Annotated in this window: 18 protein-coding genes and 1 pseudogene; 6 read left to right on the top strand and 13 right to left on the bottom strand. The window is 59.9% G+C overall.

The features are described from left to right. Positions 1-5 precede the first annotated feature (5 nt). Entirely contained in the window at positions 6-620 is a 615-nt protein-coding gene (locus tag ACSQ9D_RS22695; RefSeq protein WP_436284210.1) for a phenylacetic acid degradation protein PaaY, read from the top strand. Positions 621-846: 226 nt separating this feature from the next. Here ACSQ9D_RS22695 and ACSQ9D_RS22690 read toward each other — a convergent pair whose 3' ends face one another. The 6 genes from ACSQ9D_RS22690 to ACSQ9D_RS22665 all read right to left on the bottom strand — a co-directional run bounded on the left by ACSQ9D_RS22690 (position 847) and on the right by ACSQ9D_RS22665 (position 6,832). After that, positions 847-1,854 carry a ScyD/ScyE family protein gene (locus ACSQ9D_RS22690; protein ID WP_436284209.1) on the bottom strand — a complete coding sequence of 336 codons (1,008 nt, stop codon included), beginning with the start codon at positions 1,852-1,854 and terminating at the stop codon, positions 847-849. After that, the gene (locus ACSQ9D_RS22685; protein WP_436285144.1) at positions 1,833-2,573 is read right to left on the bottom strand and encodes a formylglycine-generating enzyme family protein; all 741 of its coding nucleotides are present in this window, start codon (positions 2,571-2,573) and stop codon (positions 1,833-1,835) included. The genes ACSQ9D_RS22690 and ACSQ9D_RS22685 overlap by 22 nt, the downstream gene beginning before the upstream one ends. A gap of 16 nt (positions 2,574-2,589) precedes the next feature. Continuing rightward, positions 2,590-3,651 carry an ABC transporter ATP-binding protein gene (locus ACSQ9D_RS22680; protein WP_436284208.1) on the bottom strand — a complete coding sequence of 354 codons (1,062 nt, stop codon included), beginning with the start codon at positions 3,649-3,651 and terminating at the stop codon, positions 2,590-2,592. 5 nt (positions 3,652-3,656) lie between these two features. Further along, positions 3,657-4,532, bottom strand: a complete 876-nt coding sequence (locus ACSQ9D_RS22675; RefSeq protein WP_436284207.1) for a carbohydrate ABC transporter permease — start codon at positions 4,530-4,532, stop codon at positions 3,657-3,659. Further along, positions 4,529-5,452 carry a carbohydrate ABC transporter permease gene (locus tag ACSQ9D_RS22670; RefSeq protein WP_072373608.1) on the bottom strand — a complete coding sequence of 308 codons (924 nt, stop codon included), beginning with the start codon at positions 5,450-5,452 and terminating at the stop codon, positions 4,529-4,531. Before ACSQ9D_RS22670 ends, ACSQ9D_RS22675 begins: the two co-directional genes overlap by 4 nt. Before the next feature lie 120 nt (positions 5,453-5,572). Beyond that, positions 5,573-6,832, bottom strand: a complete 1,260-nt coding sequence (locus tag ACSQ9D_RS22665) for an ABC transporter substrate-binding protein (protein WP_307146716.1) — start codon at positions 6,830-6,832, stop codon at positions 5,573-5,575. Between the two features lie 448 nt (positions 6,833-7,280). Here ACSQ9D_RS22665 and ACSQ9D_RS22660 point away from each other — a divergent pair, with 448 nt between their 5' ends. Both ACSQ9D_RS22660 and ACSQ9D_RS22655 read left to right on the top strand, forming a co-directional pair. Further along, a complete protein-coding gene (locus ACSQ9D_RS22660; protein ID WP_436284206.1) occupies positions 7,281-8,684 on the top strand; it encodes an NfeD family protein in 1,404 nt (467 codons plus the stop codon). Positions 8,685-8,713: 29 nt separating this feature from the next. Then, the gene (locus tag ACSQ9D_RS22655) at positions 8,714-9,475 is read left to right on the top strand and encodes a slipin family protein (protein WP_436284205.1); all 762 of its coding nucleotides are present in this window, start codon (positions 8,714-8,716) and stop codon (positions 9,473-9,475) included. A gap of 161 nt (positions 9,476-9,636) precedes the next feature. Here the strand turns inward: ACSQ9D_RS22655 and ACSQ9D_RS22650 are convergent. Together ACSQ9D_RS22650 and ACSQ9D_RS22645 are read right to left on the bottom strand one after the other, a co-directional pair. After that, positions 9,637-9,913: pseudogene (locus ACSQ9D_RS22650) on the bottom strand (transposase); the annotation flags it as partial. A 13-nt stretch (positions 9,914-9,926) separates the two neighbouring features. Beyond that, positions 9,927-11,282 carry an IS110 family transposase gene (locus ACSQ9D_RS22645; RefSeq protein ID WP_436281716.1) on the bottom strand — a complete coding sequence of 452 codons (1,356 nt, stop codon included), beginning with the start codon at positions 11,280-11,282 and terminating at the stop codon, positions 9,927-9,929. A gap of 469 nt (positions 11,283-11,751) precedes the next feature. Here ACSQ9D_RS22645 and ACSQ9D_RS22640 point away from each other — a divergent pair, with 469 nt between their 5' ends. Next, a complete protein-coding gene (locus tag ACSQ9D_RS22640; protein ID WP_436284204.1) occupies positions 11,752-13,374 on the top strand; it encodes a DUF1254 domain-containing protein in 1,623 nt (540 codons plus the stop codon). Between the two features lie 232 nt (positions 13,375-13,606). On the opposite strand, the gene ACSQ9D_RS22635 is transcribed toward ACSQ9D_RS22640, so the two are convergent. Continuing rightward, complete coding sequence (locus tag ACSQ9D_RS22635) at positions 13,607-14,320, bottom strand: cysteine hydrolase family protein (protein ID WP_436284203.1); 714 nt, start codon at positions 14,318-14,320, stop codon at positions 13,607-13,609. Positions 14,321-14,885: 565 nt separating this feature from the next. On the opposite strand from ACSQ9D_RS22635, the gene ACSQ9D_RS22630 reads away from it, so the two are divergent. Continuing rightward, on the top strand, positions 14,886-16,883 hold the full coding sequence (locus tag ACSQ9D_RS22630) for an autotransporter outer membrane beta-barrel domain-containing protein (RefSeq protein WP_436285143.1): 1,998 nt from the start codon (positions 14,886-14,888) through the stop codon (positions 16,881-16,883). A 118-nt stretch (positions 16,884-17,001) separates the two neighbouring features. Here ACSQ9D_RS22630 and ACSQ9D_RS22625 read toward each other — a convergent pair whose 3' ends face one another. The 4 genes from ACSQ9D_RS22625 to paaG form a co-directional block, all read right to left on the bottom strand. Then, a complete protein-coding gene (locus ACSQ9D_RS22625) occupies positions 17,002-17,598 on the bottom strand; it encodes a TetR/AcrR family transcriptional regulator (RefSeq protein ID WP_436284202.1) in 597 nt (198 codons plus the stop codon). A gap of 106 nt (positions 17,599-17,704) precedes the next feature. Beyond that, a complete protein-coding gene (gene paaK, locus ACSQ9D_RS22620) occupies positions 17,705-19,015 on the bottom strand; it encodes a phenylacetate--CoA ligase PaaK (protein ID WP_436284201.1) in 1,311 nt (436 codons plus the stop codon). A gap of 33 nt (positions 19,016-19,048) precedes the next feature. Continuing rightward, complete coding sequence (paaI, locus tag ACSQ9D_RS22615) at positions 19,049-19,498, bottom strand: hydroxyphenylacetyl-CoA thioesterase PaaI (RefSeq protein WP_436284200.1); 450 nt, start codon at positions 19,496-19,498, stop codon at positions 19,049-19,051. Then, positions 19,495-20,289, bottom strand: a complete 795-nt coding sequence (gene paaG / locus ACSQ9D_RS22610; protein WP_436284199.1) for a 2-(1,2-epoxy-1,2-dihydrophenyl)acetyl-CoA isomerase PaaG — start codon at positions 20,287-20,289, stop codon at positions 19,495-19,497. Before paaG ends, paaI begins: the two co-directional genes overlap by 4 nt. A 102-nt stretch (positions 20,290-20,391) precedes the next feature. Between paaG and paaN the strand changes: the two genes are divergently transcribed. Beyond that, the gene (gene paaN / locus ACSQ9D_RS22605) at positions 20,392-22,050 is read left to right on the top strand and encodes a phenylacetic acid degradation protein PaaN (protein WP_436284198.1); all 1,659 of its coding nucleotides are present in this window, start codon (positions 20,392-20,394) and stop codon (positions 22,048-22,050) included. The last annotated feature ends 13 nt before the right edge of the window (positions 22,051-22,063 follow it).

Here is a 22,063-nt window from a genome sequence, read left to right as displayed (position 1 = left end):
TTGCGATGGCGCAGGTCTATTCCTATGATGGCGTCGTGCCGGTGATCCATCCAACGGCTTTCGTACATCCGGCCGCCGTGGTGATCGGCGACGTCATCATTGGACCGGCCTGCTATGTCGGCCCGTGCGCCGTGTTGCGCGGCGATTTCGGGCGGATCGTCATGGAACGTGGCTCGAACGTTCAGGAGACCTGCGTCGTTCATAGCTTTCCTGATGTCGAGGTGGTGATCGGCGAAGACGGTCATATCGGCCACGGCGCCGTGCTGCACGGCTGCCGTATCGGTCGCAATGCCATGGTTGGAATGAATGCGGTGGTCATGGACGAAGCCGTGATCGGCGAAAACTCGATCGTTGCCGCCATGGCTTTCGTCAAGGCAGGCGCTGAAATCCCGGCAAACAGCCTGGCGGTCGGATCACCTGCCAGGGTCATTCGCGAACTCAGCGAGAAAGAAATCGCCTGGAAGCGTCAGGGAACGGGCGTCTATCAGCGCCTCGCACTGGAAGCCAAGGACAAGCTTCAACCCGTCGAACCGCTCAGCGAACCGGAGGCAGATCGTCGGCGCATCCAGGCTCCCGCGTATGACCCGCTGATCCTGGAGCGGCTAAAATTCGGTGATTGAGCCAAGGCATGTCCCCTGAACGGGTTTCGGGACAAATGCGATCTCGCCTGTGCGCGTATCGTGGCTTGCCTGAGCGGTGCGCTACCTGCAAGGCCGCCAATGATGCAGCCGCTGCCGGCGATGCTATCGGCCATTCAAGAGCGGATAGGTGAACGCGAACTTGCAGGTTGGAAAAAGCTCAAGGCCGTCGTGGATAAGGCAGCGCAACTCACCGGGATCGCCACGCTCAGCGAACAGATTCGCGCGTCAGAACATAGAGGTTGCCGCCCAGTTCGGAAATGACGATCCGCCGCTCATCCCAGACAAGCACAGACACTGGGCGGGTCAGGCCCTTAAGAATAACCTTCCGTTCCCGTGCCTTTTTATTGAACTTCAGCAATCTCCCACTCGCCTTCCGAAAACCTTCCTTCTGGTCGTAGGTGCCGTGTTCGAGGACAAGCATCTCTCCACCGTTGTCGAAAGCAATACTCACGGGCGCATTGAGCGCTTCGACGTCAATCTGCGGCGTTGACTGATCGCCAGCCTCGGGAATCGAAACGATCTTTCCGGCACCGGCAAGGAAGGGAAAGCCGCCGAACAGCGCTATAGAGAGGCGCCCGCCGTGAAGGGCGATACCGCTCGGCACCGCATCGGTGTCGTAGCTGTTGCCTTCGGCGAACTCCGTCGGTGAAAGGCTGCGGAGCGCCGTTGCCGCCTGCCCCATGCGGCGGAACGTCAGAAGCGTGCTTTTGTGACCGTCGGGCTGTACGCGTTCGACACTGTTTCGCGCGGAGTCGATCACGTAGTAGCTTCCGCTCGCCACAACGAAGTCGAACGGATTCCAGAAATCGCGGCTGATGACACGGACCTGACCGGCCGCGTCGAGCGCAACGAGCGCGTGGTCAAGCGGCCCCTCCTTGGAGCCGACTGGCGTCCATCCCTGCGCGACGACAAGGCCATCGTCGGCGCGCACGACACGATATGGACCGGTCGGGTCGCCGATCACGTCGAGGCCATGGGGAAATACCGGACCGAATGCGACAAGCTTGCCGTCCGCGGCGCGCCGGTAGAGCCTGCCGCTGGCGAGATCGCTGACGAGCAGGCCTCCGGCGTCGCGAGATAGGCCGGCGAAGGCCGCACCAGGCGTGTGGAAGGTCTCGAGCGCGTAGCCGGGCGCCGCCGTCGGTTCAGCATCAACAACGGCTGCTGGCAGCAGCAAACCGGTGACGACAATCAAGGTGTAGAACGGACGCATCTGAAGCCACCATTGGCTGAGAACCGGAATTCCGGATCATAGGCGAGCCGATAGGTCGTTGTCAGGTGCTTTGGGTCGCTGTTCCAGGAGCCACCACGAAGCACGCGGTACAGCCCGTCGCTCCTCGCCGCGGTCCCGCCTTCATACGGCGCGTAGACATCACGGGTCCACTCCCAGACATTGCCGACAAGATTGAGGACGCCCTCTTTGCTTGCGCCATCGGCGAAGGACGCCGCCGGCGCGGTCATCGGATACCCATCGCGCGCATCGCCGGAACAACAGGCATCCGCTCCCGAATTTGCGCGCGCATTGCCCGGTGGGACCTCGCCCCATGGAAACGCGCTGCCCTTGGTTCCTCGCGCCGCCCGCTCGTATTGTTGTTCCGATGGAAGAACCAGCCGGTAGTGACGGCAAAATGCATCGGCGTCTTCCCAACTCACCCCGACGACCGGCCGGTCGTCCAATCCCAGGATTGGATGATTGGCGTAGAAGGCCGCACGATGGCCGGTCTCCTTGACGAAGAGCCCATATTGCTGGTTTGTAATCTCGGTGCGATTGATCGCAAACGCCTGCCCCTCCAGTTCGCGCCGCGGGCGTTCGTTTTCAGGGCCGTCGTCGCGGCCGAAGATGAACGCCCCGGCAGGAATTTCCATCAGCGGATTTCCAGCGATGAGGCCGCCATCGGCAGCGGTCGCACCAAATGCAAGGGCGATCACCATCACTGCCGTCCAAAGGCTAGAAGTCAACACGATCTTCAGTCTCGCCATTGAACAGAAACACGCGATCCGTCGCGACCTTGATGCCGATCTGCTGGTCGATCTGACCCGTGAAATTCTTGTCGGCACGCAAGGTCATGAGTTGACCTCCCAACCGCAGGCTCACAAGCGTATTCTCGCCGGTGAGTTCCGCCGAATAGATCGGCGCGACCAGATTGACGTCTGCATCACCGGCATCAGTCGGGTGGACGTCCTCCGGGCGGACGCCGAGGACAGCTCTAGGGACGTTTGCCTGGCCGATACCCCCCACCCTGAGGCCGGCACTCACGAACACACCGGCTCTCACTTCGCCCGGAATTAGGTTCATCGGCGGCGAGCCAATAAAGCCGGCAACGAAGAGCGTGCGTGGATCGTTATAGATCTCCCGCGGCGTCCCAAGCTGCTCGATGACGCCCTTGTTCATCACGGCCACGCGATGGGCAAGCGTCATCGCTTCTATCTGGTCATGGGTCACGTAGATCGTCGTGACCTGCAGCTCATGTTGCAGGTGCTTCAGCTCGGCGCGCATCTGTGTGCGAAGCTTGGCATCGAGATTGGACAGCGGCTCGTCCATCAGAAAGACGCGTGGTGTGCGCACGATAGCGCGGGCAAGTGCCACGCGCTGGCGCTGACCGCCGGACAGTTCCTTCGGCAGCCGCGACAACATCGAGTCGAGTTCCACACGCCGCGCGACTTCGGCTATTCGTCGCTTGCATTCAGCGGGCGGCACTTTGCGGATCTTTAGCGGGTAGCCGATGTTGTCTTCGACGCTGAGGTGCGGATACAAAGCATATGACTGGAATACCATTGCAACGTCGCGATACTTGGGAAGGACACCGTTGACGCGGTCCTCGTCGATGTAGATGTCGCCGAATGTCGCTTCCTCGAGACCCGCGACCATCCGCATGGTCGTTGTCTTGCCGCAACCGGAAGGTCCGAGCAAAACGAGAAACTCCTTGTCCCTGATCTCGAGGTTGAAATCATTGACGGCAACGAATTCGCCGAACTTCTTGCAGACGTTTTTGAATGTGACGGACGCCATAGGTCTCAACCTTTGACGGCACCCAGGGACAATCCCCGGACGAGATGCTTCTGGACGATGAAGGCGAAGATGACGATTGGCACGCAGGCCATGAACCCCGCCGCACTGATTTCACCCCAATAGGTGTTGTACTGCGTTACGCGCCCGGCAATGCCGATCGGCAGCGTCTGCGACTGCTCGGTGAGCGTGATGATGAGGGAAAGTAGAAACTCGTTCCACGAGATGATCAGACAGAAGATGGCGGTGGCTGCAAGCCCGGGCCGGGCAAGAGGCAACGCCACGTGCAGGAATGCGCCCCACCGTGTGTCGCCGTCGACCATCGCCGCCTCCTCCAGTTCGACCGGAAGATCCTGGAAATAGCTCTTCATCATCCACGTCGCGAAGGGCAGATTGAAGGCGGTGTAGGCGACAATGAGAGCCGACTTCGTGTTGAGCATGTCGAAATAGTTGAAGAATAGGTAGAGCGGAATGATGCTGACGATGGGCGGCATCATGCGTGTTGACAGGATCCAGAACGAAATCTGCTTCCGCCACTGCCAGGGATAGCTGAACCGGGCCAAGGCATAGCCGGCCATTGTGCCGAAGGTCAGGGAAACGATTGTCGTTCCTACGGCGACGAGGAAGCTGTTCAGCGCGTAGCGTAGGAACGGACGCTGGATAAACGCTTCGTTGTAGTGTTTTAGGGTGGCGTTGCGGGGCAGCCACTCCGGCGGCACTGCGAAAATGTCGATATCATATTTAAACGAGTTGGTCGCGATCCAATAGATCGGAAAAAGTGTGACGACCAGCGCGACAACGATCGTCAGATAGGCCAGCAGGCGGATGAGCACCTCTGTGGTCCGGCTGCGCGCGTGTATTTTTTTTGGCAGTGTCATGGTCATTCCGCCAACCGCATGCGTTTCATGAACCAGGTGCTTAAAACGATCGTTACAAACAGCACGAAGAGCGACATCGCCGCCGCGTAGCCTGGATCGGCGAAGCGGTAGGCGACCTGATAGATATAAAGGCTCAAGACCTTGGTCCGGTCAGCCGGCCCCCCTCCCGTCAGTATGAAGACCAGATCGAAAAGACGCAGTGCATCCATGACACGCAGGAGAAGCGCAATGGCGATAACCGGCTTCAGGAACGGCAGCGTCAGGTCCCGGAACTGCTGCCAGGACGAGGCTCCGTCGAGCGCGGCGGCCTCGTAGGGCTCGACCGGCAAGCTGGCCAACCCCGCCAACATGAGAAGGAATATGAAGGGTGTCCATTGCCAGACATCGGCAACGATGATCGAGAACATCGCAAGGTTCACGTCGCCCGCCCATGCCTGCAATGGCAGACCGAGGCGGAACATGATCTCGTTCAGGACGCCGAACTGAGGCTCATAGATGAGCTTCCATGTGATCGCGACCGCAATCGGCGGCAGCATCATGGGGATCATCAGGACGGTCTTCAGAAAGGTCAACTTGCGAATGAATTTATCAAGGAGCAGCGCCAGGCCGAGACCGAGGATGAATTCCGCCGTCACCGCCGCGACCGTAAATATGGTGGTGTTCCAGAGCGCGACGTGAAATTGCGTGTCGGAAAAAAGCCGCGCGAAATTGCCGGCACCGACGAACGTCCAGGGCAGATCGGGATTCGGGCTGATTTTGTGAACCGCCGCATAGAACATGTAGACGCTGGGAAAGATCGTCAGGCCCAGGAGTATGAGTACTGTCGGCGCAAGCATGAGGAAGCGCAAATGCCGCTCTACCCATCGCTCCAGACCGCCACCTGGTCGAAGCGGCGCGGCCACGGTTCCGCTTTCCGACGTCAACATTGACCTCTCCCGTAAAGCCCTGCCCAGGCGCCTGAATTCTCGGGTTTCAAGCTCATCGGGCGCGATTGCCGGCGCAGCAAGGGAGCGGCGTCCGAAAACCCCGCTCCGAATAGCTGTTGCCTAGTAAAGGTTCGTAATCCGTGAGACCGCCTCCTGCGAGTTCTTCAGAGCCTCTTCCGGCGTGATCGTGCCTGCGACCGCCTTGGAAAGCTCGATGCCGAAGGCATTCTCGATCTCTGGCCACTTCGGGTGACGCGGACGGGGAGTCGAGGCCTGGATCGCCTCCATCAACACCGGATAGTGCCGGAACTTCTCTTGCGAGGTCAGTTCCGGGTCGGTGAAGACCGAGGTCCGGACAGGCGGATTGCCCCGTAGGGCCGAAATCTTGATCTGTTCGGGCGAGGTCGCCCACATCATGAAGTCGAAAGCTTCCTGCTTATTCTTGGAAGCCGACATGATGCCCATGGTCCAGTGGCCGATTTCCGAGCTGCCCGGTTTCGTTCCAGCAGGAATGGGACTGTAGGAGATCTTGCCGACCATCTTCGATTGGGTCGGATCTTCAAAGGTCGCAACATAGTTCGGCCAGTTGATCGATGAAGCAGCAGTACCGGCGGCTAGTGCGGTGCCAACCTCGTTGGCGTTGTAGCTCTCCACGCCCTTCGGCGAGACATCGCGCAGCGCCATGAATGTCTTCATGGCAGCGGCCCCTTCAGGCGTGTCGATCGTTACCTTGGTTCGGTCGGCGTTGAACATATCAGCGCCATAGGACCAGAAGATCGGCATGAAATCGGCAACCACTGGATTTCCCTGGCCGCCTCGGAAGACGTAACCGAAATAGCGGCCACCGCCGCTTTCTGTCAGCTTCTTGCTCGCCTTCAAAACGTCATCCCAGGTCTTTGGAGCATCTACGCCAGCTTCCTTGTACTTGGCAGCGTCATAGAAGAACATCTGCGCATTCCCCACATAGGGCAGACATACATAGGGTCCCGTATTGTAGGGATTGCGGCAGACCGCCAGCGACTTCGAAAGGAAGTCACTGTCCGGCCCCTCCATTCCGGCCTTCTTGAAGTAAGCGGTCAGATCCTCCAGATGTCCGTTCTCGGCGAAAAACGGAATCCACGGATCATCCATGAGGATAATGTCGAAGACACCGGACTTGGTCGCGCCGGCATTGGCGCCCTGCTCGAACACGTTGGCATAAGGCGCCTGGACAGCCTCCACCTTCGTGCCCTTCAACTTTCCGTAGTCGTCGGCAGCGGCCCTGAGACCGTCACCCTCGGTGCCCGATGGCACGAGGATCGTGATGTCGGCCCATGCGGCGCCGTTGATCGCGAGTGCGGACGTCGCAATAGCCAGGGTGAGAAACAATCTGCGAAGCATTGTACACCTCTCATTCCGAGATGTTGTCTTGAGGCCTCTTTATCGGGGGCTTCACCCTTTCCGGCATAGCGGAAACGCTACCTCGATACCCAGGCGAACTACTCTGCGAAAAGTCGAAACGTCGCCCGGCATCTCATCCTCGAGCGAGTTGCAAATATTATCACATCGGGAGCTATATTTTGAGTAGCTGTATTAGCATTTTCGGGATTTTTGCCCTGGTCGTCATCGCAGTTCTGAAGTCAGTTTTCCGACGTCCGAAGCTGTCTGATGAATGGGGTAGCGGCAACAATTTGGATTGCGCTCAAGAGCCCATCTGAGACTTGAGGCGCCGCATCCTCGCAAGCCAAGCTGACCGTACGAGCGAAAGTTTGAGCGTTGCGTTCGTCTTTGGGCGCACCCTTCCGACGCTTTCCTTTCTCTTTGTGATTTCTGACATATATTAGAAATCATGAGCGTTCCGCAGGTGGTAGCGCTGAGCTTAAGGTGTTGGCGGTGGCTACCGCCAATCCTGATCTCGTTGTTCTCGCTGCTCTCAGCTCTGGGCCTAACGACCCTGCTGGCATCGGAATCGAAGCGCGCGGCTATAGTCCTGAAGGTGAACGGCGCCATCAGTCCGGCGGCTGCCGACTATGTGATGCGAGGCCTTCAACGTGCCGGCGAACGTGGCGCGGGCCTGATTGTCCTACAGATCGACACACCAGGCGGTCTCGACACCTCCATGCGGGAAATTATTCGCGCGATCCTTGCGTCGTCCGTGCCTGTGGCAGGTTTTGTCGCACCGAGTGGGGCGCGGGCGGCCAGTGCTGGCACCTATATTCTCTACGCAAGCCACATCGCGGCGATGGCGCCAGGCACCAATCTCGGCGCTGCGACACCGATCGCACTTGGCGGAAAGCCCTTCGGTGGCGAGCCGGAACCCAACAAGGACAATCCGAGCGGCAAGCCACCACAGCCTCCCCGCGACGCCAGCGAAGCGAAAGCTGTCAACGATGCGGTGGCGTACATTCGAGGGCTTGCGGAACTGCGCAATCGCAACGCCGACTGGGCAGAAAAAGCAGTGCGCGAAGCCGCAAGCCTTTCATCGACCGCCGCGGCGCGCGAGCACGTCATCGACTTCACGGCAGCTTCCGTTGACGATCTCTTGACCCAGGCTCAGGGACGCGTGGTACGGGTCGGTCAAACAGATGTTCGGCTCGATACCGCCGGTCTTGTCGTCGAGGAATTCCAGCCGGATTGGCGAACGCGCCTGCTTTCCGTGATTACCGATCCAAACATCGCAATCATCCTCATGATGGTCGGAATCTATGGCCTGATCTTCGAATTTCTTGCGCCTGGGACAATGCTTCCCGGCACGATCGGTGGCATCTGCCTGCTTCTTGGTCTCTATGCTCTGGCATTGCTGCCGGTGAGTTTCGCCGGCATCGGGCTGATCATCCTCGGCGTGGGGCTGACGGTGGCGGAGGCGCATTCGCCAACGTTCGGCGCGCTAGGCGTCGGCGGCGGGGTGGCCCTGGTGCTCGGTGCAACCATTCTGTTCGACACGGATATACCCGGCCTCGAAGTCTCCTTGCCCGTACTAGGTGCGATCGCAGTCGCCAGCCTCGTTTTCAGCCTTGTCGTTGCTCGCCTCGCATTCACCTCGCGCTGGCGCGAGGTCGCTACCGGTGCAGAGCAGATGATCGGGATTTCGGGCCAGGTTGAGAGCTGGGCCGGGCCCACGGGTTACGTCATCACGCATGGCGAGCGCTGGAAGGCGATTTCCACGGAGGCGCTTAGCGCTGGCGACGCTGTCAGCGTGATCGCCCGCAACGGGCTGACGCTCGAAGTCGAAAGGCGCCCTAACGGCACTTAAGCGGCTTTCAGAAAGCAGGAGAAGACGTCATGGGTATGCTTGCAGATCTCGCCTTTTATCTTGTGGCGATCCTTATCTTGCTCGTCATTGTCGCATCCGCGGTCAAGATCCTGCGGGAATACGAACGCGGCGTCGTTTTTACACTTGGCCGTTTTACCGGCGTCAAGGGACCCGGCCTGATCCTCCTCGTCCCCTACGTCCAGCAGATGATACGGGTCGACTTGCGCACGCGGGTACTCGATGTCCCCAGCCAGGACGTCATCTCTCACGACAATGTCTCGGTGCGCGTTAGCGCGGTGATCTATTTCAGGGTCATCGATCCCGAGAAGTCGACGATACAGGTCGAGGATTTCATGATGGCGACAAGTCAGCTTGCCCAGACGACATTGCGCTCGGTACTCGGCAAGCACGACCTCGATGAGATGCTGGCGGAACGCGACAAGCTCAACTTGGACATTCAGGAAATCCTTGACTCGCAGACGGATGCGTGGGGCATCAAAGTTGCCAATGTCGAGATCAAACATGTCGATATCAATGAATCGATGATCCGCGCAATTGCCCGTCAAGCGGAAGCCGAACGCGAGCGTCGCGCCAAGATCATCAATGCCGAGGGAGAGCAGCAGGCCGCAGCGAAGCTCCTCGAAGCGGCCGAAATCTTGGCCAGGCAACCGGAGGCCATGCAACTTCGCTATTTAAGCACTTTGAACGTCATCGCCGGTGAGAAGACTTCGACGATCTTGTTCCCCTTTCCGATGGAGCTCGGCAATCTACTGCCCGCCAAACCGAAATAATCAACCGTTTAGGTTCGGCCCCGTCGGTGATCACCCTCTGCGGTTTTGGCGATATCGCGTGCCATGTCTCGCGCACCTTCATGGATCGATCGTGGAACCTTCCGTGCCGGCTCTTTCGGGCAGCGCCTCGTTTTGAGTTCGCAGAACTCGCAGTCGAACGCTTCTTCCATGCAGCGCGACACCACCATCTCGAATACGCGTCGGAAGAGATCGCTCTGCCTGAAGCAGCCCGTGACGATTCTTCGAAAAGGTCGAATGATCCGGTACCCGACCATAAAGACCGAGGCGACAGAACCAGCGATATGCCAGGTTGAGATAGACCTCTTCGCATAAGCGACATTCCGAACGGATGCCAAAGCAATAGCCAACGAGTAGCATGCGGATCATCAACTCCGGATCGCCCGATGGCCGACCCGCGTGACTATAAAAGCCTGAAATTCCTAAGAAACATTCAGCCGGATGTTGGCGCGGGCTGTAGGGTATACCCGAACGATTTTGCTCTTCGCTCGAGATTGGTGAGGACGCGTCGACGGTAATTCTCCTCGTAGTGGGAGGCTCCCGGATCGTTGTATTCCATACCGTGCCGCAGGGTATTGTAGAACAAGACGGCGATTTTGCGGGCCGTGGCAGTGACCGCCTTGGCCTTGCCGACGCGTGCCGACAGACGCCGATAGAATGCCCCCAACGCGGTCTGAGTGCGTCCAACCGCAACCGCGGCAAGTCGCAGTAGCGCCGCGGCCCGGCTACCAGATCGTCGGGTCCGTGACGACAACACTTTGCCGCCGGAGATTTTGTTGCTTGGGGAGAGGCACAGCCAGGAGGTGAAGTGCTTGGCATTCGGCCAGGCCGAGAGGTTGGTCCCGCACTCTCCGACCAATTTGAGCGTCAGATAAGGCCCGAGCCCGTGAATCTGAGTGACATCGCAGCCGAGCAAGCCGTACAGGGCGGCGCGAACATCGAAGGCTGGGTCATTGGATTGCTTCTGCGTTGTCCGCACGGTCGGCGGTTTTCCTACAGGGGTGGACGAGGCCTTCCGCAGCCGTTTCAACACAGCCTCGATGCGCACGTCGCAGAGCGCCACTTTGGCTTGGTAGACGTCGTACAACTCCAGCGCCTGGGTCAGGGCAAAGATGTGCTCTTCGCGATCATTGCCGACGAGCGCTTGACGGATCGTCTCCGCAGACGCATGGCAGCGTGGGTCGCGATAGGACGCCAGAACCATCGGGTCGCGCTCACCGGCCACAATCGCACGGATGATGGCCATGCCGGTGACACCGGTGATGTCTGCCACCACGTGGTGGAGCTGCAGATTCATTTGCGTCAGAGCTTTTTGCATGTGCTGGATGTGCGAGGCAGCGTAATCCAGCAAACGTTCACGCTGGCGTAGATAGGCGCGCATGACCGCAACTTCGCCCTTCAGCCGGAAGCTGGCCCTGAGCAATCCATATTCATGCAAACGCTGCAGCCATTGGGCGTCGCTAATATCGGTCTTGCGGCCTGGCACGTGCTTGGCATCACGGGCGTTGACCACTATGACCTCAAAGCCACGCTGATCGAGTATCTCGAAGACCGGAATCCAGTAGACCCCCGTGGACTCCATCGCGACCGTGCGCACGCCACACTTCGTGAGCCAGTCCGCCAACCGATGCAGATCGCCGGTGAAGGTTCCAAAACTGCGCACCGGCTCGGAAGCTTGGTCGGGGCCCACTGCGGCCACGTGCATCGTCGCCCCGATGTCGATTGCAGCAGCATTCAAGTGAGTAGGGGAAATATCCCGCTTGCTGCGAGACTTCTTTGTTCCAGCCATGGCAGGCTCTCCTATTCTCATGTCGAATGGAGAGGCTGGGCTGTGCCAAAGAATCAAATTCCTAAACGGGATCGCCGTAAACGGCGTCACCACTCTCAAGCGCGCAGCAGCCCATGGACCACGTTATGTATCGGGGTTAGACACCACCAAAATTCCGACGGCCTCTCCTCTCCAGCGCCCACTCTAGCACACCGTTTCTATCCGCCGCAGGCGGGACCCCGACCCGCGAATGGTTATGTTGCAAATGCCACCAAGCGAAGTTCGGTAGCAGCCGTATGTTACTGTAACGTACTTGCCATTTCTCGATGCCGTGGGAACATGGCGCTGCAAGTTCTGCGAGCAAGCTGATTGTGAGCTTCGGTCGCCAATATTGTGCGAAAGATATAGGTTCCGCGCGTGTTGTTTTGGGGCATGAAACGTGCATGCGCAGCCCGTTCCAACCTAGAAAAATGATAGTGGAGGGAATGACATGGCATCGACAGCAAGCAGGCTTTCCTTTTTGGTTTTTCTCCTCGCGACAACTGGCCTCAATGGCGGAAGCATCGCCTCCGCCCAGACTGCTGCCGAAATTCCCCCGGCAATCACCACGCCGGACAAGGTCGAGACCCGGATAGGCCCGCTCGACTTCAAGGACGGCATGCCGAGCAAGGAGACGATCACCAAGGTCTATGACAATCTGGACTTCACGCACGCGTTCGAGGCGTTCGTTAACACCTTGCAAGGGGTCAGCATCCACGCGCTCCACAAGGGCTTTCTGAGCATCGGGGTCAAGGATAACGAAGTCCTTGTCTTCTCCGAACTGATGGATGCCAAGTCGCTGTACCTGACTGCCAATGCTGACACCGTTTATTACATGGGCGCGCTCGACCTGACCAAGGGTCCTATGGTGCTTGAGGTGCCACCCAAGGCGCTTGGCGCTATTGATGACTACTGGTTCCGCTGGGTCATCGACATCGGGCTGCCTGGGCCCGATCGCGGTGAGGGAGGGAAATACCTCATCCTGCCGCCCGGCTACGATGGTCCGCTGCCTGATGGATTCAATATCGCCCGCGCCCGGACCAGCCTCGTCATATGGTTCGCTCGCTCGTTCCTGGAGAACAACGATCCGAAGCCGGTGGCCGAAACGGTCAGAAAGTTCACCAAGGTCTATCCATACGAGGCCGGCGGCGTTGGCACCCCCATCGCCGACTTTCTGAGCGGCAAGGCTAAGCTTGGAAAAGTCACGCCACCGCCGCCGACCGTGTTCCACGAAGGTACCGGCAAGGTGATGAACACCATCCCACCCAACGACTTCAGCTTTTACGAGATGCTCAATGAAGTCGTGCAGCAGGAGCCTGCAGGGTCGCTTGACCCCGAGTTGATGGGCCCGGTCGCCGCCATCGGCATCATCAAGGGCAAACCGTTCGCGCCGGATGCGCGGATGAAGAAGATTCTCACCGAAGCGCTGGCGCTCGCCAATGCCACCTCGCGCACCCTGTTTATGGCACCTCGCGATCCGGCTTTATACTACTACCCCGGTTCGGGTTGGCAGAACATGCTGTTCGAAGTCGGCTACGAGTTCGAGACGCCGATCCCGCAGGTGACGCCCGAGGGCGTCAAGCCCTTCCCGCCCACCGGCTATCGCACGCTCGACGCGCGGACGGACTTCTTCTACGGCGTCACCGGGATCACGCCCGCGATGGCCATGCGGCTGCCCGGAATCGGCTCGACCTACCTATGGACGATGGTCGATGCAGATAAGGAGCCCTTCGACGGTGCCAAGACCTACAAGGTGACCTTGCCGAAGGACATCCCGCAGGCGAACTTCTGGTCGTTCACGCTTTACGACAACATGTCGCGCTCGATGCTCGACACGCCGCAGCGCTACCCGCGCGCCGGCAGCCAGAGCTTTCCGTCGCCGGCAGCCGAGGCGGCAGCCGACGGCACGACGACGGTTTACTTCGGCCCGACGCAGCCAGCGAATGTCAAACGAGGCAACTGGATTCAGACCATGCCCGGTAAAGGTTTTATCCCGTGCCTGCGGCTCTACAGCCCGCTTGAGCCGTTCTTCACCAAGACCTGGCGGCCGAGCGAGGTCGAAGTCGTTAAGTAGTCAGCGAGCGAACGCGATAGCATCGCGTCAGGGATCGGCCACCTCTTGGCCGATCCGTCCATCGAAGGAGCGGCTCGCCGCCATCATATTAGCAGTTGCAGCGCCCCAAAGCTCCTGCAGGTTCGCGCTGCTACCCAACCTTGTCACCGCCACCTGATTAGGGATGATAAGGACCGGGCGGATTTGTCGTCTCGCATTCCACGCCTACAGGTCAGCCAGCCGGTAATGAACTTCATCGGCCGCCTACCACCGACAAGGCATCGATCACCGCACCAGATTCGGCCGTCCAGCCGAATAAAATCTCGATTGCGAGAAGTGACGCTTCATGGTTGCTGCGGGGCGCGTCAGCCGCGATCAACTCGGCCGTACAGTCCCTAAGCACAATGCAGCGGTAGTCTCGGAACGTCGCGTCCCTGACCGTCGATTCAACGCATATGCTGGTCGTTGCACCAGTGAATATGAGCGTGTTGATCCGTTTAGCACGAAGAATGGTGTCAAACGACGTTTCGAAGAAAGCGCTGTATCGATGCTTGGAGATCACCGCATCGCCTTGTCGGGGCTCAAGTTCCGCGACGATTGCCGTATTCCAAGTGTTGCGAACGAGGATTTGACTTCGGGTGCCGCCCGGTGCCTCCACTGTCGCGCCGATGTTCATGCGCCTGTGCTTGATCCGATGCGGGGAATCCTCGTTCCCCGCATCGGAGAGGTCGGAATTGTGTTCCTGCCTGGTGTAGACGATAAACAATCCCGCACGCCGTGCCGTCTCGAGCACCCGGGAAATCGGCTGAACGAGGGCCGCAATCGGCGCGACATCAAGGCCAGCACGTTCGAACATTCCTCCACGGCTACCGAAGTCATTCTGCATATCGATGACCACGACGGCCGTCCGGCGAGGGTCGAAGCTTATCGGCTCAGGCTTAGCAGTGATTGCGACTTGCGCATCCATTCCCAACCCTCCCACATCGAGCGCGGCAACCATAGCACAGCGTGGGTACCGTTGTATCGACACCAACCGCTGCTTGCCGAAGGGACCTTTCAAACGTCCGAGTTCTGATCATCGAACAAGATCATCGCTGGCCGATAAGGAAACTGCCTCCGCCAGGTGAATTCGCCGACGAACCACAGATCGGCGACGCGCACCCTCGGTGTGATGCGATAGCAACAGCCGTCGGGAAACCCAATTGCGCAAGCGCTTGCTAATACAGCAACAAATTGTGCGCTGGCTCACTTCGTATGAATAGTAACCCTGACTGTGCCAATTCCTGCGCTCCGCCGCCCAAGACGATCTGGTGTGACGCTCCGTGCATTTGCGCGTCCGAACCACAACGGCAGCGACGCGCTTTTGATGTTTTCGCGACTTGGTTTGGGGGCGGATGGGCATGTGTGGATTTTGTTTCGAAGCACTCTGTTCCTTTGACGGCTTTTCCAACGGACAACATCAGCGGCGCAAGCCGCTGGTGTTCCGTCTTTTGTCATCGAGATGGCGGCCGCCGTGGCTTTTTGCCTTGCCTATGGTCGCATCGCTCGGACTGTCGGCGCAGGCCTCCGCGCAGGAGGTGTTCGCCACCACCAACGAGCCGGCTACATGGATCGGCGGTACGGGAACAAATCAGTGGAACAATCAAAACAACTGGGACATCAAGGCTACGCCCCTCCTCGTTGCGAACTTCACAAACCTCGCTACGGTGAGCAACAGAATTGTCCGCGACCAAAATAACCAGTCCATTGGCAGGCTCAATTTCACCGCGCCAGGCTATGTCCTGAGCTTGGAGAACAACAGTACCTTTACTGTCAATGGCGCGGGGTTCGTGATCGACACTCCGGCCAACAGACCGATCGTCAATGTAGGCCTCGTTGGCGGCGGCACGATCAAGTTCACGAACGCCTCCACTGGAGACCTGGCGAAATTCGTAATCGCGTCAAACGGTACGCTCGACATGTCGGGACGTTCGACGACAACCGGGATGACAACGGGCGCTATCGACAACGCCGGCAGCATCATTGTTGCAAACAGCGACGACAGCAGCGTTGGCAACGAGCTCACTGTCTTCGGTCCCTATGACGGCACCGGGGGTTCCATTTACCTGAGAACGGATCTGGGAGACGATAGCTCGCCGTCCGACAAGCTCGTAATCGATGGCAGTACGATCACGATCGATGGTCCAGCGCAAGCAATAGGCAACACATTTCTGCACATTATCTCTGGCCCGAACAGCCCCGGCGCCTACACGGTGGCGGACGGTATCCTGGTGGTTGACGCAACCAACGGCGGCACGACAACGGAGGGTGCCTTTACGCTCGCCGGCGAGGTGCGCGGCGGATTCATCGACTACCGTCTCTTCCGCGGCGGCCTCAACGGCAGCGACGCCGATGACTGGTTCCTGCGTTCGGATTTTAACGGCGACAACGGCAACGGTGGCAATGGGCCGATCACACCGCCGGACGAACTGCCGCCAGAAGCACTGCCGGAAGACCTGCCGACGACACTGCCGCCAGGGGTTTATCCAATCATCGGACCGGAGATTGCGACTTACGGTGCGGTACAGCCGACTGCCCGGCAGCTTGGACTAGCCACGCTCGGCACCTTGCATGAGCGTATTGGTGACACGCTTGCGACAGGAAATCCGGAAAGCGGCGGCGGGAACCGGGCCAGTTCTGCTTGGGGCCGCGCCTTCGGTGGGCAGATCAACGACCACTATCGCGCCTTCGCCGATCCGCGCACCGACGGCTATTTGGGCGGCCTTCAGAGCGGCATCGACCTGCTGCGCGGGGAATGGCTGCCCGGCCATCGCGACGTCGCCGGCATCTACTTCGCCTTCGCCAATGCCAATGTCGACGTGACCGGCCTCGTCACCAACGAGGCTGCAACGAACTATGCGCTACGCAAGACCGGCAGCGTTAATCTCAATGGTTGGTCGGGCGGCGCCTATTGGACACACTACGGCCCGACCGGCTGGTATCTCGATGCAGTGTTGCAGGCAACAGCCTACGAAGGCTCGGCGTCGACGAACTTCGCCAGTCTGTCCCCCAATGGTACCGGCTTCGCCTCCTCGCTGGAAGCGGGCTATCCCATTCCTATACCGGGACTCGGTCCCGGTTTCGTGCTGGAGCCGCAGGCGCAAATTGTCTGGGAACATGTCTCGTTCGACGACGACAATGACGGCTTGGGCGATGTCGCGCTCGGTTCAACGTCGGGAGCGAGCGGACGGCTCGGTCTGCGCGGCCGCTGGACCATCGTCAGCGATGGTGGTCAGGTTTGGCAGCCTTATGCGCGCGCGAACCTGTGGCGCGATTGGGGCGCACAGCCGACCACGACGTTTTCGGGCGTCGATCGAGTTCCGTTGCTGGAGCAGGGAACGCGAGTTGATCTGAGCGCCGGGGTGACCACCAAAATCAACGCCGGGCTGAGCTTTTATGCTCAGGCGGGCTATCAGTTCGCGGTTGAGGACACCGATGGCCACGAGCGCGATGGCGTTCGAGGCGATTTTGGCCTGCGCTATACGTGGTAAGGGTACGGCCATCTCACCGGAGAAGCGCAGGGCGGCGAGCCAGCTCCGGTCTGCGCTCAGCAATACTAGACTAAAGCGCAACAAGTGAATTTGAAAGATCGCGATTAAGCTTCAGCGCTCAGCGCACCGCCTTGACGCCCTCGAGGATCAGGGTGGTGGCTATGTCGGCATATTCGTCGCGGCTGACGGCACCGCCCGGACGGAACCACATATAGACCCAGTTCATCATGCCGAAGAGTGACATCGTCACAGGCATCAGCAACGGCTTGTTCGCGTTGAGATCCGGATTGATCTCGATGATGGTGTTGGAAAAACGCTTGACGATCCGCCGTTCAATGGCACGCAGCTCGTCAAGTTGCTCTGGCGAGAGCGCGCTCGTGCCGTTCAGCTGCACCTTGTGCTCGTTGTCGGCGCCGCGATAGTTTTCCAGCACCTGGCGAACGAGAAGGCGCAATCTTTCCTGAGGAGAGACGCCGGGTTTATCCGCGGCAGCAACGGCAGCTTCCAACTCTTCGAGATGGTTGCGAATGATATCGAATATCAGGGCGTCCTTGCTCGGGTAGTAGTGGTAAAGCAGGGCTTTGGAAACGTTGCTGCGCGAGGCGATGTGAGCCATGGAGGCTTTCTCCATCCCCATCTCGGCAAAGACGGCAGCGGCGCTGCTCAAGAGGCTGCGTTGTTTCTCTTCGAAGTCGATCGCGCGCGTTCGTGCCATATTATCCTGCGTTCCTGTTCTTCCTCCGCGCCCTCCACGCGACGAGCTTTCGACAGCTCTTGCTTGACGCTTCCCGGAATGTCACCGCACCGGGAAGCAATCGGCTTTATTCCTTCGGCCTGTTGTCGACGACCCGCTTGGCCTTACCCTCGGACCGTGCGACTCCACCCGGGTCGCGAATCTCGATCTTTGTGGTAACACCAACGACGCTCTTGATGTAGTGGGCAAGGGCTTTTGCCGAGGAAGCGCGCGTAATTTCGTCGGCGGCGTCAGGCGTGCACTCGACATGAACGATCATCTGATCCATACGGCCGGCGCGGCTGAGCTCGATCTGGAAATGCGGGGCGAGCCCCTGACATTTCAGGATCTGCTCCTCGATCTGCGTCGGGAAGACGTTGACGCCACGCAGGATCATCATGTCGTCCGATCGGCCGGTGATCTTTTCGATGCGCCGCATCGAGCGTGCGGTGCCGGGCAAGAGCCGCGTCAGGTCGCGCGTACGGTAGCGGATGATCGGCAGACCTTCCTTGGTCAGCGTCGTGAAGACCAGTTCGCCCATTTCGCCATCGGGCAGAACCTCGCCCGTCGCCGGGTCAACGATCTCCGGATAGAAGTGGTCTTCCCAGATGTGCAGACCATCCTTGGTCTCGACGCACTCACTGGCAACGCCAGGCCCCATGACTTCCGAAAGGCCATAAATATCGACTGCATGCATGTCGAACGACTGCTCGATCTCCTGGCGCATCGCGTTTGTCCAGGGCTCGGCGCCAAAGATGCCGACGGCCAGCGAGCTTTCGCGCGGATCGATCCCCTGGCGGCGGAATTCGTCGAGGATGGAGAGCATATAGGAGGGCGTCACCATGATGATGCGTGGCTTGAAATCCTGCATCAGCGTGACCTGCCGCTCGGTCATGCCGCCGGACATCGGCACGACGGTACAGCCCAGCCGCTCGGCGCCGTAATGGGCACCCAGGCCGCCGGTGAAGAGCCCATAGCCGTAAGCGACATGGACCATGTCGCCACGACGGCCGCCAGCGGCGCGGATCGAACGCGCCACGACGTCTGCCCAGATGTCGATATCCTTTTGCGTGTAGCCAACCACCGTCGGCTTGCCTGTCGTACCCGACGAACCGTGAATGCGCGTCAGTTTCTCGCGCGGCACGGCAAACATGCCAAAGGGATAAGTGTCACGAAGATCCTTCTTGGTCGTGAACGGGAACTTCGCCAGATCGGCCAGCGATTTCAGATCCGACGGATGGACGCCCACCTCGTCAAAGTGCGCGCGGTAGAAGGCGGAGTTCTCATAGGCGTGGCTCAACGACCATTTCATCCGATCGAGCTGGAGTGCTGCAATCTCATCGCGCGAGGCGGTCTCGATCGCGTCGAGGTCGCCGGGGCGGGGTGATAGGTCTTCCATGTCTGTCTCCTCCAAGATGAACGGCCGGTGGCTTTAAGGCCGCTCCGGCAAAAGGGTGCCTTTGACGGTGCGCGAGTGACCGCGAAATTCGGCTATCTGCTCGCCGTTGTGATTGGTCACGTTGATGTCGTAGATGCCGCCGCGACCGCGCCGCGAAACCTCGCGCGCGGTTGCCGTCAACCGGTCGCCGGCAAAGGCGGGTGCGATGTAGGTGACCGAACAATGTTGCGCGACCGCCCGCTGGTTGTAGGTGTTGCAGGCAAAGGCAAAGGCGGAGTCGGCCAGCGTGAAGATATATCCGCCATGGCAGGTTCCATGACCGTTGGTCATTTCAGGCTTGATAACCATCGAGATCACCGCCACGCCCGGTGCTACCTGCTCCACGGCCATGCCGAGATGACGCGTGGCGTTATCCTCGCGCCACATCGCGTCCGCGCAGGCGTCGGCAAGCTCCTGCGCCGTCAGAACGAGCCTGTCGGTCATTGTCCCTTAAACTCCGGCTTGCGCTTTTCCAGGAATGCTGAGACGCCCTCGGCGTAGTCGGCGCTGCGTCCGGCCTCGCGTTGAAGATCGCGTTCGAGCTCCAGCTGCTCATCCAGCGAGTTGGTCGCCGCCGCCTGAATGGCACGCTTGGTCATGCCAAGGCCTTTTGTCGGTCCGGCGGCAAGCCTGACAGCAAGCGCGTTGGCTTCATCAAGGAGTGTGGCATCTTCGACGATCTTCCAGATCAGGCCCCAGCTTGCCGCCGTTTCCGCGTCGAGCGGCTCTGCTGTCAGTGCGAGCGCCTTGGCGCGCGCTTCACCAAGCAGCCGTGGCAGGCTCCAGGTGCCGCCGGAATCAGGCACCAGGCCGATCTTGGCAAAGGCCTGAATGAAGCGCGCCGAGCGCGCAGCCAGGGTGATGTCGCAGGCAAGCGCAATGTTGGCGCCAGCGCCTGCGGCGACGCCGTTCACGGCGCAGACGACCGGCTTGTCAAGCGTCCTGATGAGGCGGATCAGCGGGTTGTAGAAGAGCTCGATCGTGCGCCCGAGGTCGGGAGCAGCGCCGCCCTTGCGCGGATCGCGATCGCCGAGATCCTGCCCCGCACAGAAGCCTCGACCAGCACCGGTAAGAAGCACGGCGCGCACGGACGCATCGTCATGCGCACGCTTAAAACCGGCGCGCAGAGCCAGATGCATGTCCTCGTTGAAGGCATTGAGCTTGTCGGGGCGGTTGAGGGTCAGCGTAAGGACGCCATCGGCAAACGCCGACAGGACGGTGTCGGATTCGGACATGTTTCCTCCAGTTCCGCCAGGATCGTGCGGCTCATGAAAAAACTCTTGCATAAACCGACCGGCCGGTCAATTATAAATCCAGAGCATGAGAGGACCATGTGAATGCACACCCTGTTTGCCCGCCACGAGCCTACACTTGGCGCAGCCCTGAAGGCAGCGCAGGAACGCGGCTATTGGTCGGCCTATCCTGAAATCCCGAGTGGCAAGATCTATGGCGAAACCGCCAAGGACGATGGTCTGTCCTCCTACAATGCCCGGCTCGGCAAGCCCTTCGACCTTGCCGGTCATCCGGCAACGGCAACGGTTGGCGCTGAGGTTTCGCCGTTCGGCCCGACCCTTGGCGTCACCTACCCGGCTGCCGATGCCAAGACCCTGATTGCGGCGTCGCAGGCTGCTGCACCCGCATGGGCGGCTGCCTCGGTGGAGACCCGCATCGGCATCTGCCTTGAAATTCTCGCCCGCCTCAATCGCATCAGCTTCGAAATGGCCAACGCCGTCATGCATACGACCGGACAGGCGTTTGCCATGGCGTTTCAGGCTGGCGGCCCGCACGCACAGGACCGTGGCCTCGAAGCCGTTGCCTATGCCTTCCAGGAGATGACCCGCACGCCCGCTCAGGCCGTCTGGACCAAACCGCAAGGAAAAGCCGAGCCAATCGTTCTCGAAAAGCACTGGCGGATCGTGCCGCGTGGCGTCTCGCTGGTCATCGGCTGTCAGACCTTCCCGACCTGGAACAGCTATCCGGGCCTGTTTGCCAACCTTGCGACCGGAAACACGGTCATCGTCAAACCGCATCCGGGCGCAATCCTGCCTTTGGCCATCACCGTTTCGGTCATCCGCCAGGTGCTTGGCGAAGAGGGATTTGACGCCAATATCGCGCTTCTGGCAGCTGATGCGCCGGCAGCCGAAATCACCCGCGATCTGGTTGAGAACGACGCGGTGTCGATCATCGATTACACCGGCTCGAACAGTTTCGGCAATTGGCTGCGCCGGCATGCCGGAGAGGCTCAGCTCTACACGGAAGAGGCCGGTGTCAATTCGATCGTCGTCGCTGCCACCGACGATTTCGCCGGGATGTGCGCCAACATCGCCTTCTCCCTCTCCCTCTACAGCGGCCAGATGTGCACCGCGCCCCAGAACATCTACGTCCCCAGGAACGGCATAGAGACGAACCAGGGTCACAAGAGCTTCGACGAAGTTGCAGAGGGTATCGTTGCGGCAATCGACGACCTTGTTGCCGATCCGGCGCGCGCCGCCGGCGTCTGCGGCGCTATCGCCAATCCGGCAACCTTGGCCCGTATAGAGACAGCCCGTGGCCTCGGAAAGATCATTCGCGATTCTGCCCCGATCGACGCAGGAGATGCGCGCACGGCAACACCCCTCGTCCTTGCCGTCGATGCCGACAAGACGGATGCGCATGAGGAAGAGCGCTTCGGTCCGATCGCCTTCATCGTCGCCGTTGCGGATGCAGCCGACGGCATCACAAAAGCGGCAACCCTTGCCCATCGCAAGGGTGCCATCACCGCGGCACTCTACGACACGAACGACAGCCGAACTGACGCTGCCGTGGACGCCTTCGCAAAGGCAGGCGTCAACCTCTCGATCAATCTGACTGGCGGCGTCTTCGTCAACCAGAGTGCTGCGTTCAGCGATTTCCATGTCACCGGCGCCAACCCGGCAGGCAACGCCAGCCTGACCGACACAGCCTTCGTGGCCAACCGATTCCGTACCGTCATGTGGCGCCGCCCGAAGGCGGCGTGACGGGCTTTGACTT

The sequence above is a fragment of the Rhizobium sp. LjRoot258 genome (assembly GCF_964254185.1).
Taxonomy (GTDB): domain Bacteria; phylum Pseudomonadota; class Alphaproteobacteria; order Rhizobiales; family Rhizobiaceae; genus Rhizobium.
This window is presented reverse-complemented; position numbering and strand designations above follow the sequence as displayed.

Coding starts and splice junctions, on each gene's coding strand:
- ACSQ9D_RS22695 (WP_436284210.1), top strand. CDS start 6: ATGGCGCAGGTCTATTCCTATGATGGCGTCGTGCCGGTGATCCATCCA.
- ACSQ9D_RS22690 (WP_436284209.1), bottom strand. CDS start 1,854: ATGCGTCCGTTCTACACCTTGATTGTCGTCACCGGTTTGCTGCTGCCA.
- ACSQ9D_RS22685 (WP_436285144.1), bottom strand. CDS start 2,573: ATGGTGATCGCCCTTGCATTTGGTGCGACCGCTGCCGATGGCGGCCTC.
- ACSQ9D_RS22680 (WP_436284208.1), bottom strand. CDS start 3,651: ATGGCGTCCGTCACATTCAAAAACGTCTGCAAGAAGTTCGGCGAATTC.
- ACSQ9D_RS22675 (WP_436284207.1), bottom strand. CDS start 4,532: ATGACCATGACACTGCCAAAAAAAATACACGCGCGCAGCCGGACCACA.
- ACSQ9D_RS22670 (WP_072373608.1), bottom strand. CDS start 5,452: ATGTTGACGTCGGAAAGCGGAACCGTGGCCGCGCCGCTTCGACCAGGT.
- ACSQ9D_RS22665 (WP_307146716.1), bottom strand. CDS start 6,832: ATGCTTCGCAGATTGTTTCTCACCCTGGCTATTGCGACGTCCGCACTC.
- ACSQ9D_RS22660 (WP_436284206.1), top strand. CDS start 7,281: ATGAGCGTTCCGCAGGTGGTAGCGCTGAGCTTAAGGTGTTGGCGGTGG.
- ACSQ9D_RS22655 (WP_436284205.1), top strand. CDS start 8,714: ATGGGTATGCTTGCAGATCTCGCCTTTTATCTTGTGGCGATCCTTATC.
- ACSQ9D_RS22645 (WP_436281716.1), bottom strand. CDS start 11,282: ATGGCTGGAACAAAGAAGTCTCGCAGCAAGCGGGATATTTCCCCTACT.
- ACSQ9D_RS22640 (WP_436284204.1), top strand. CDS start 11,752: ATGGCATCGACAGCAAGCAGGCTTTCCTTTTTGGTTTTTCTCCTCGCG.
- ACSQ9D_RS22635 (WP_436284203.1), bottom strand. CDS start 14,320: ATGGATGCGCAAGTCGCAATCACTGCTAAGCCTGAGCCGATAAGCTTC.
- ACSQ9D_RS22630 (WP_436285143.1), top strand. CDS start 14,886: ATGGTCGCATCGCTCGGACTGTCGGCGCAGGCCTCCGCGCAGGAGGTG.
- ACSQ9D_RS22625 (WP_436284202.1), bottom strand. CDS start 17,598: ATGGCACGAACGCGCGCGATCGACTTCGAAGAGAAACAACGCAGCCTC.
- paaK (WP_436284201.1), bottom strand. CDS start 19,015: ATGGAAGACCTATCACCCCGCCCCGGCGACCTCGACGCGATCGAGACC.
- paaI (WP_436284200.1), bottom strand. CDS start 19,498: ATGACCGACAGGCTCGTTCTGACGGCGCAGGAGCTTGCCGACGCCTGC.
- paaG (WP_436284199.1), bottom strand. CDS start 20,289: ATGTCCGAATCCGACACCGTCCTGTCGGCGTTTGCCGATGGCGTCCTT.
- paaN (WP_436284198.1), top strand. CDS start 20,392: ATGCACACCCTGTTTGCCCGCCACGAGCCTACACTTGGCGCAGCCCTG.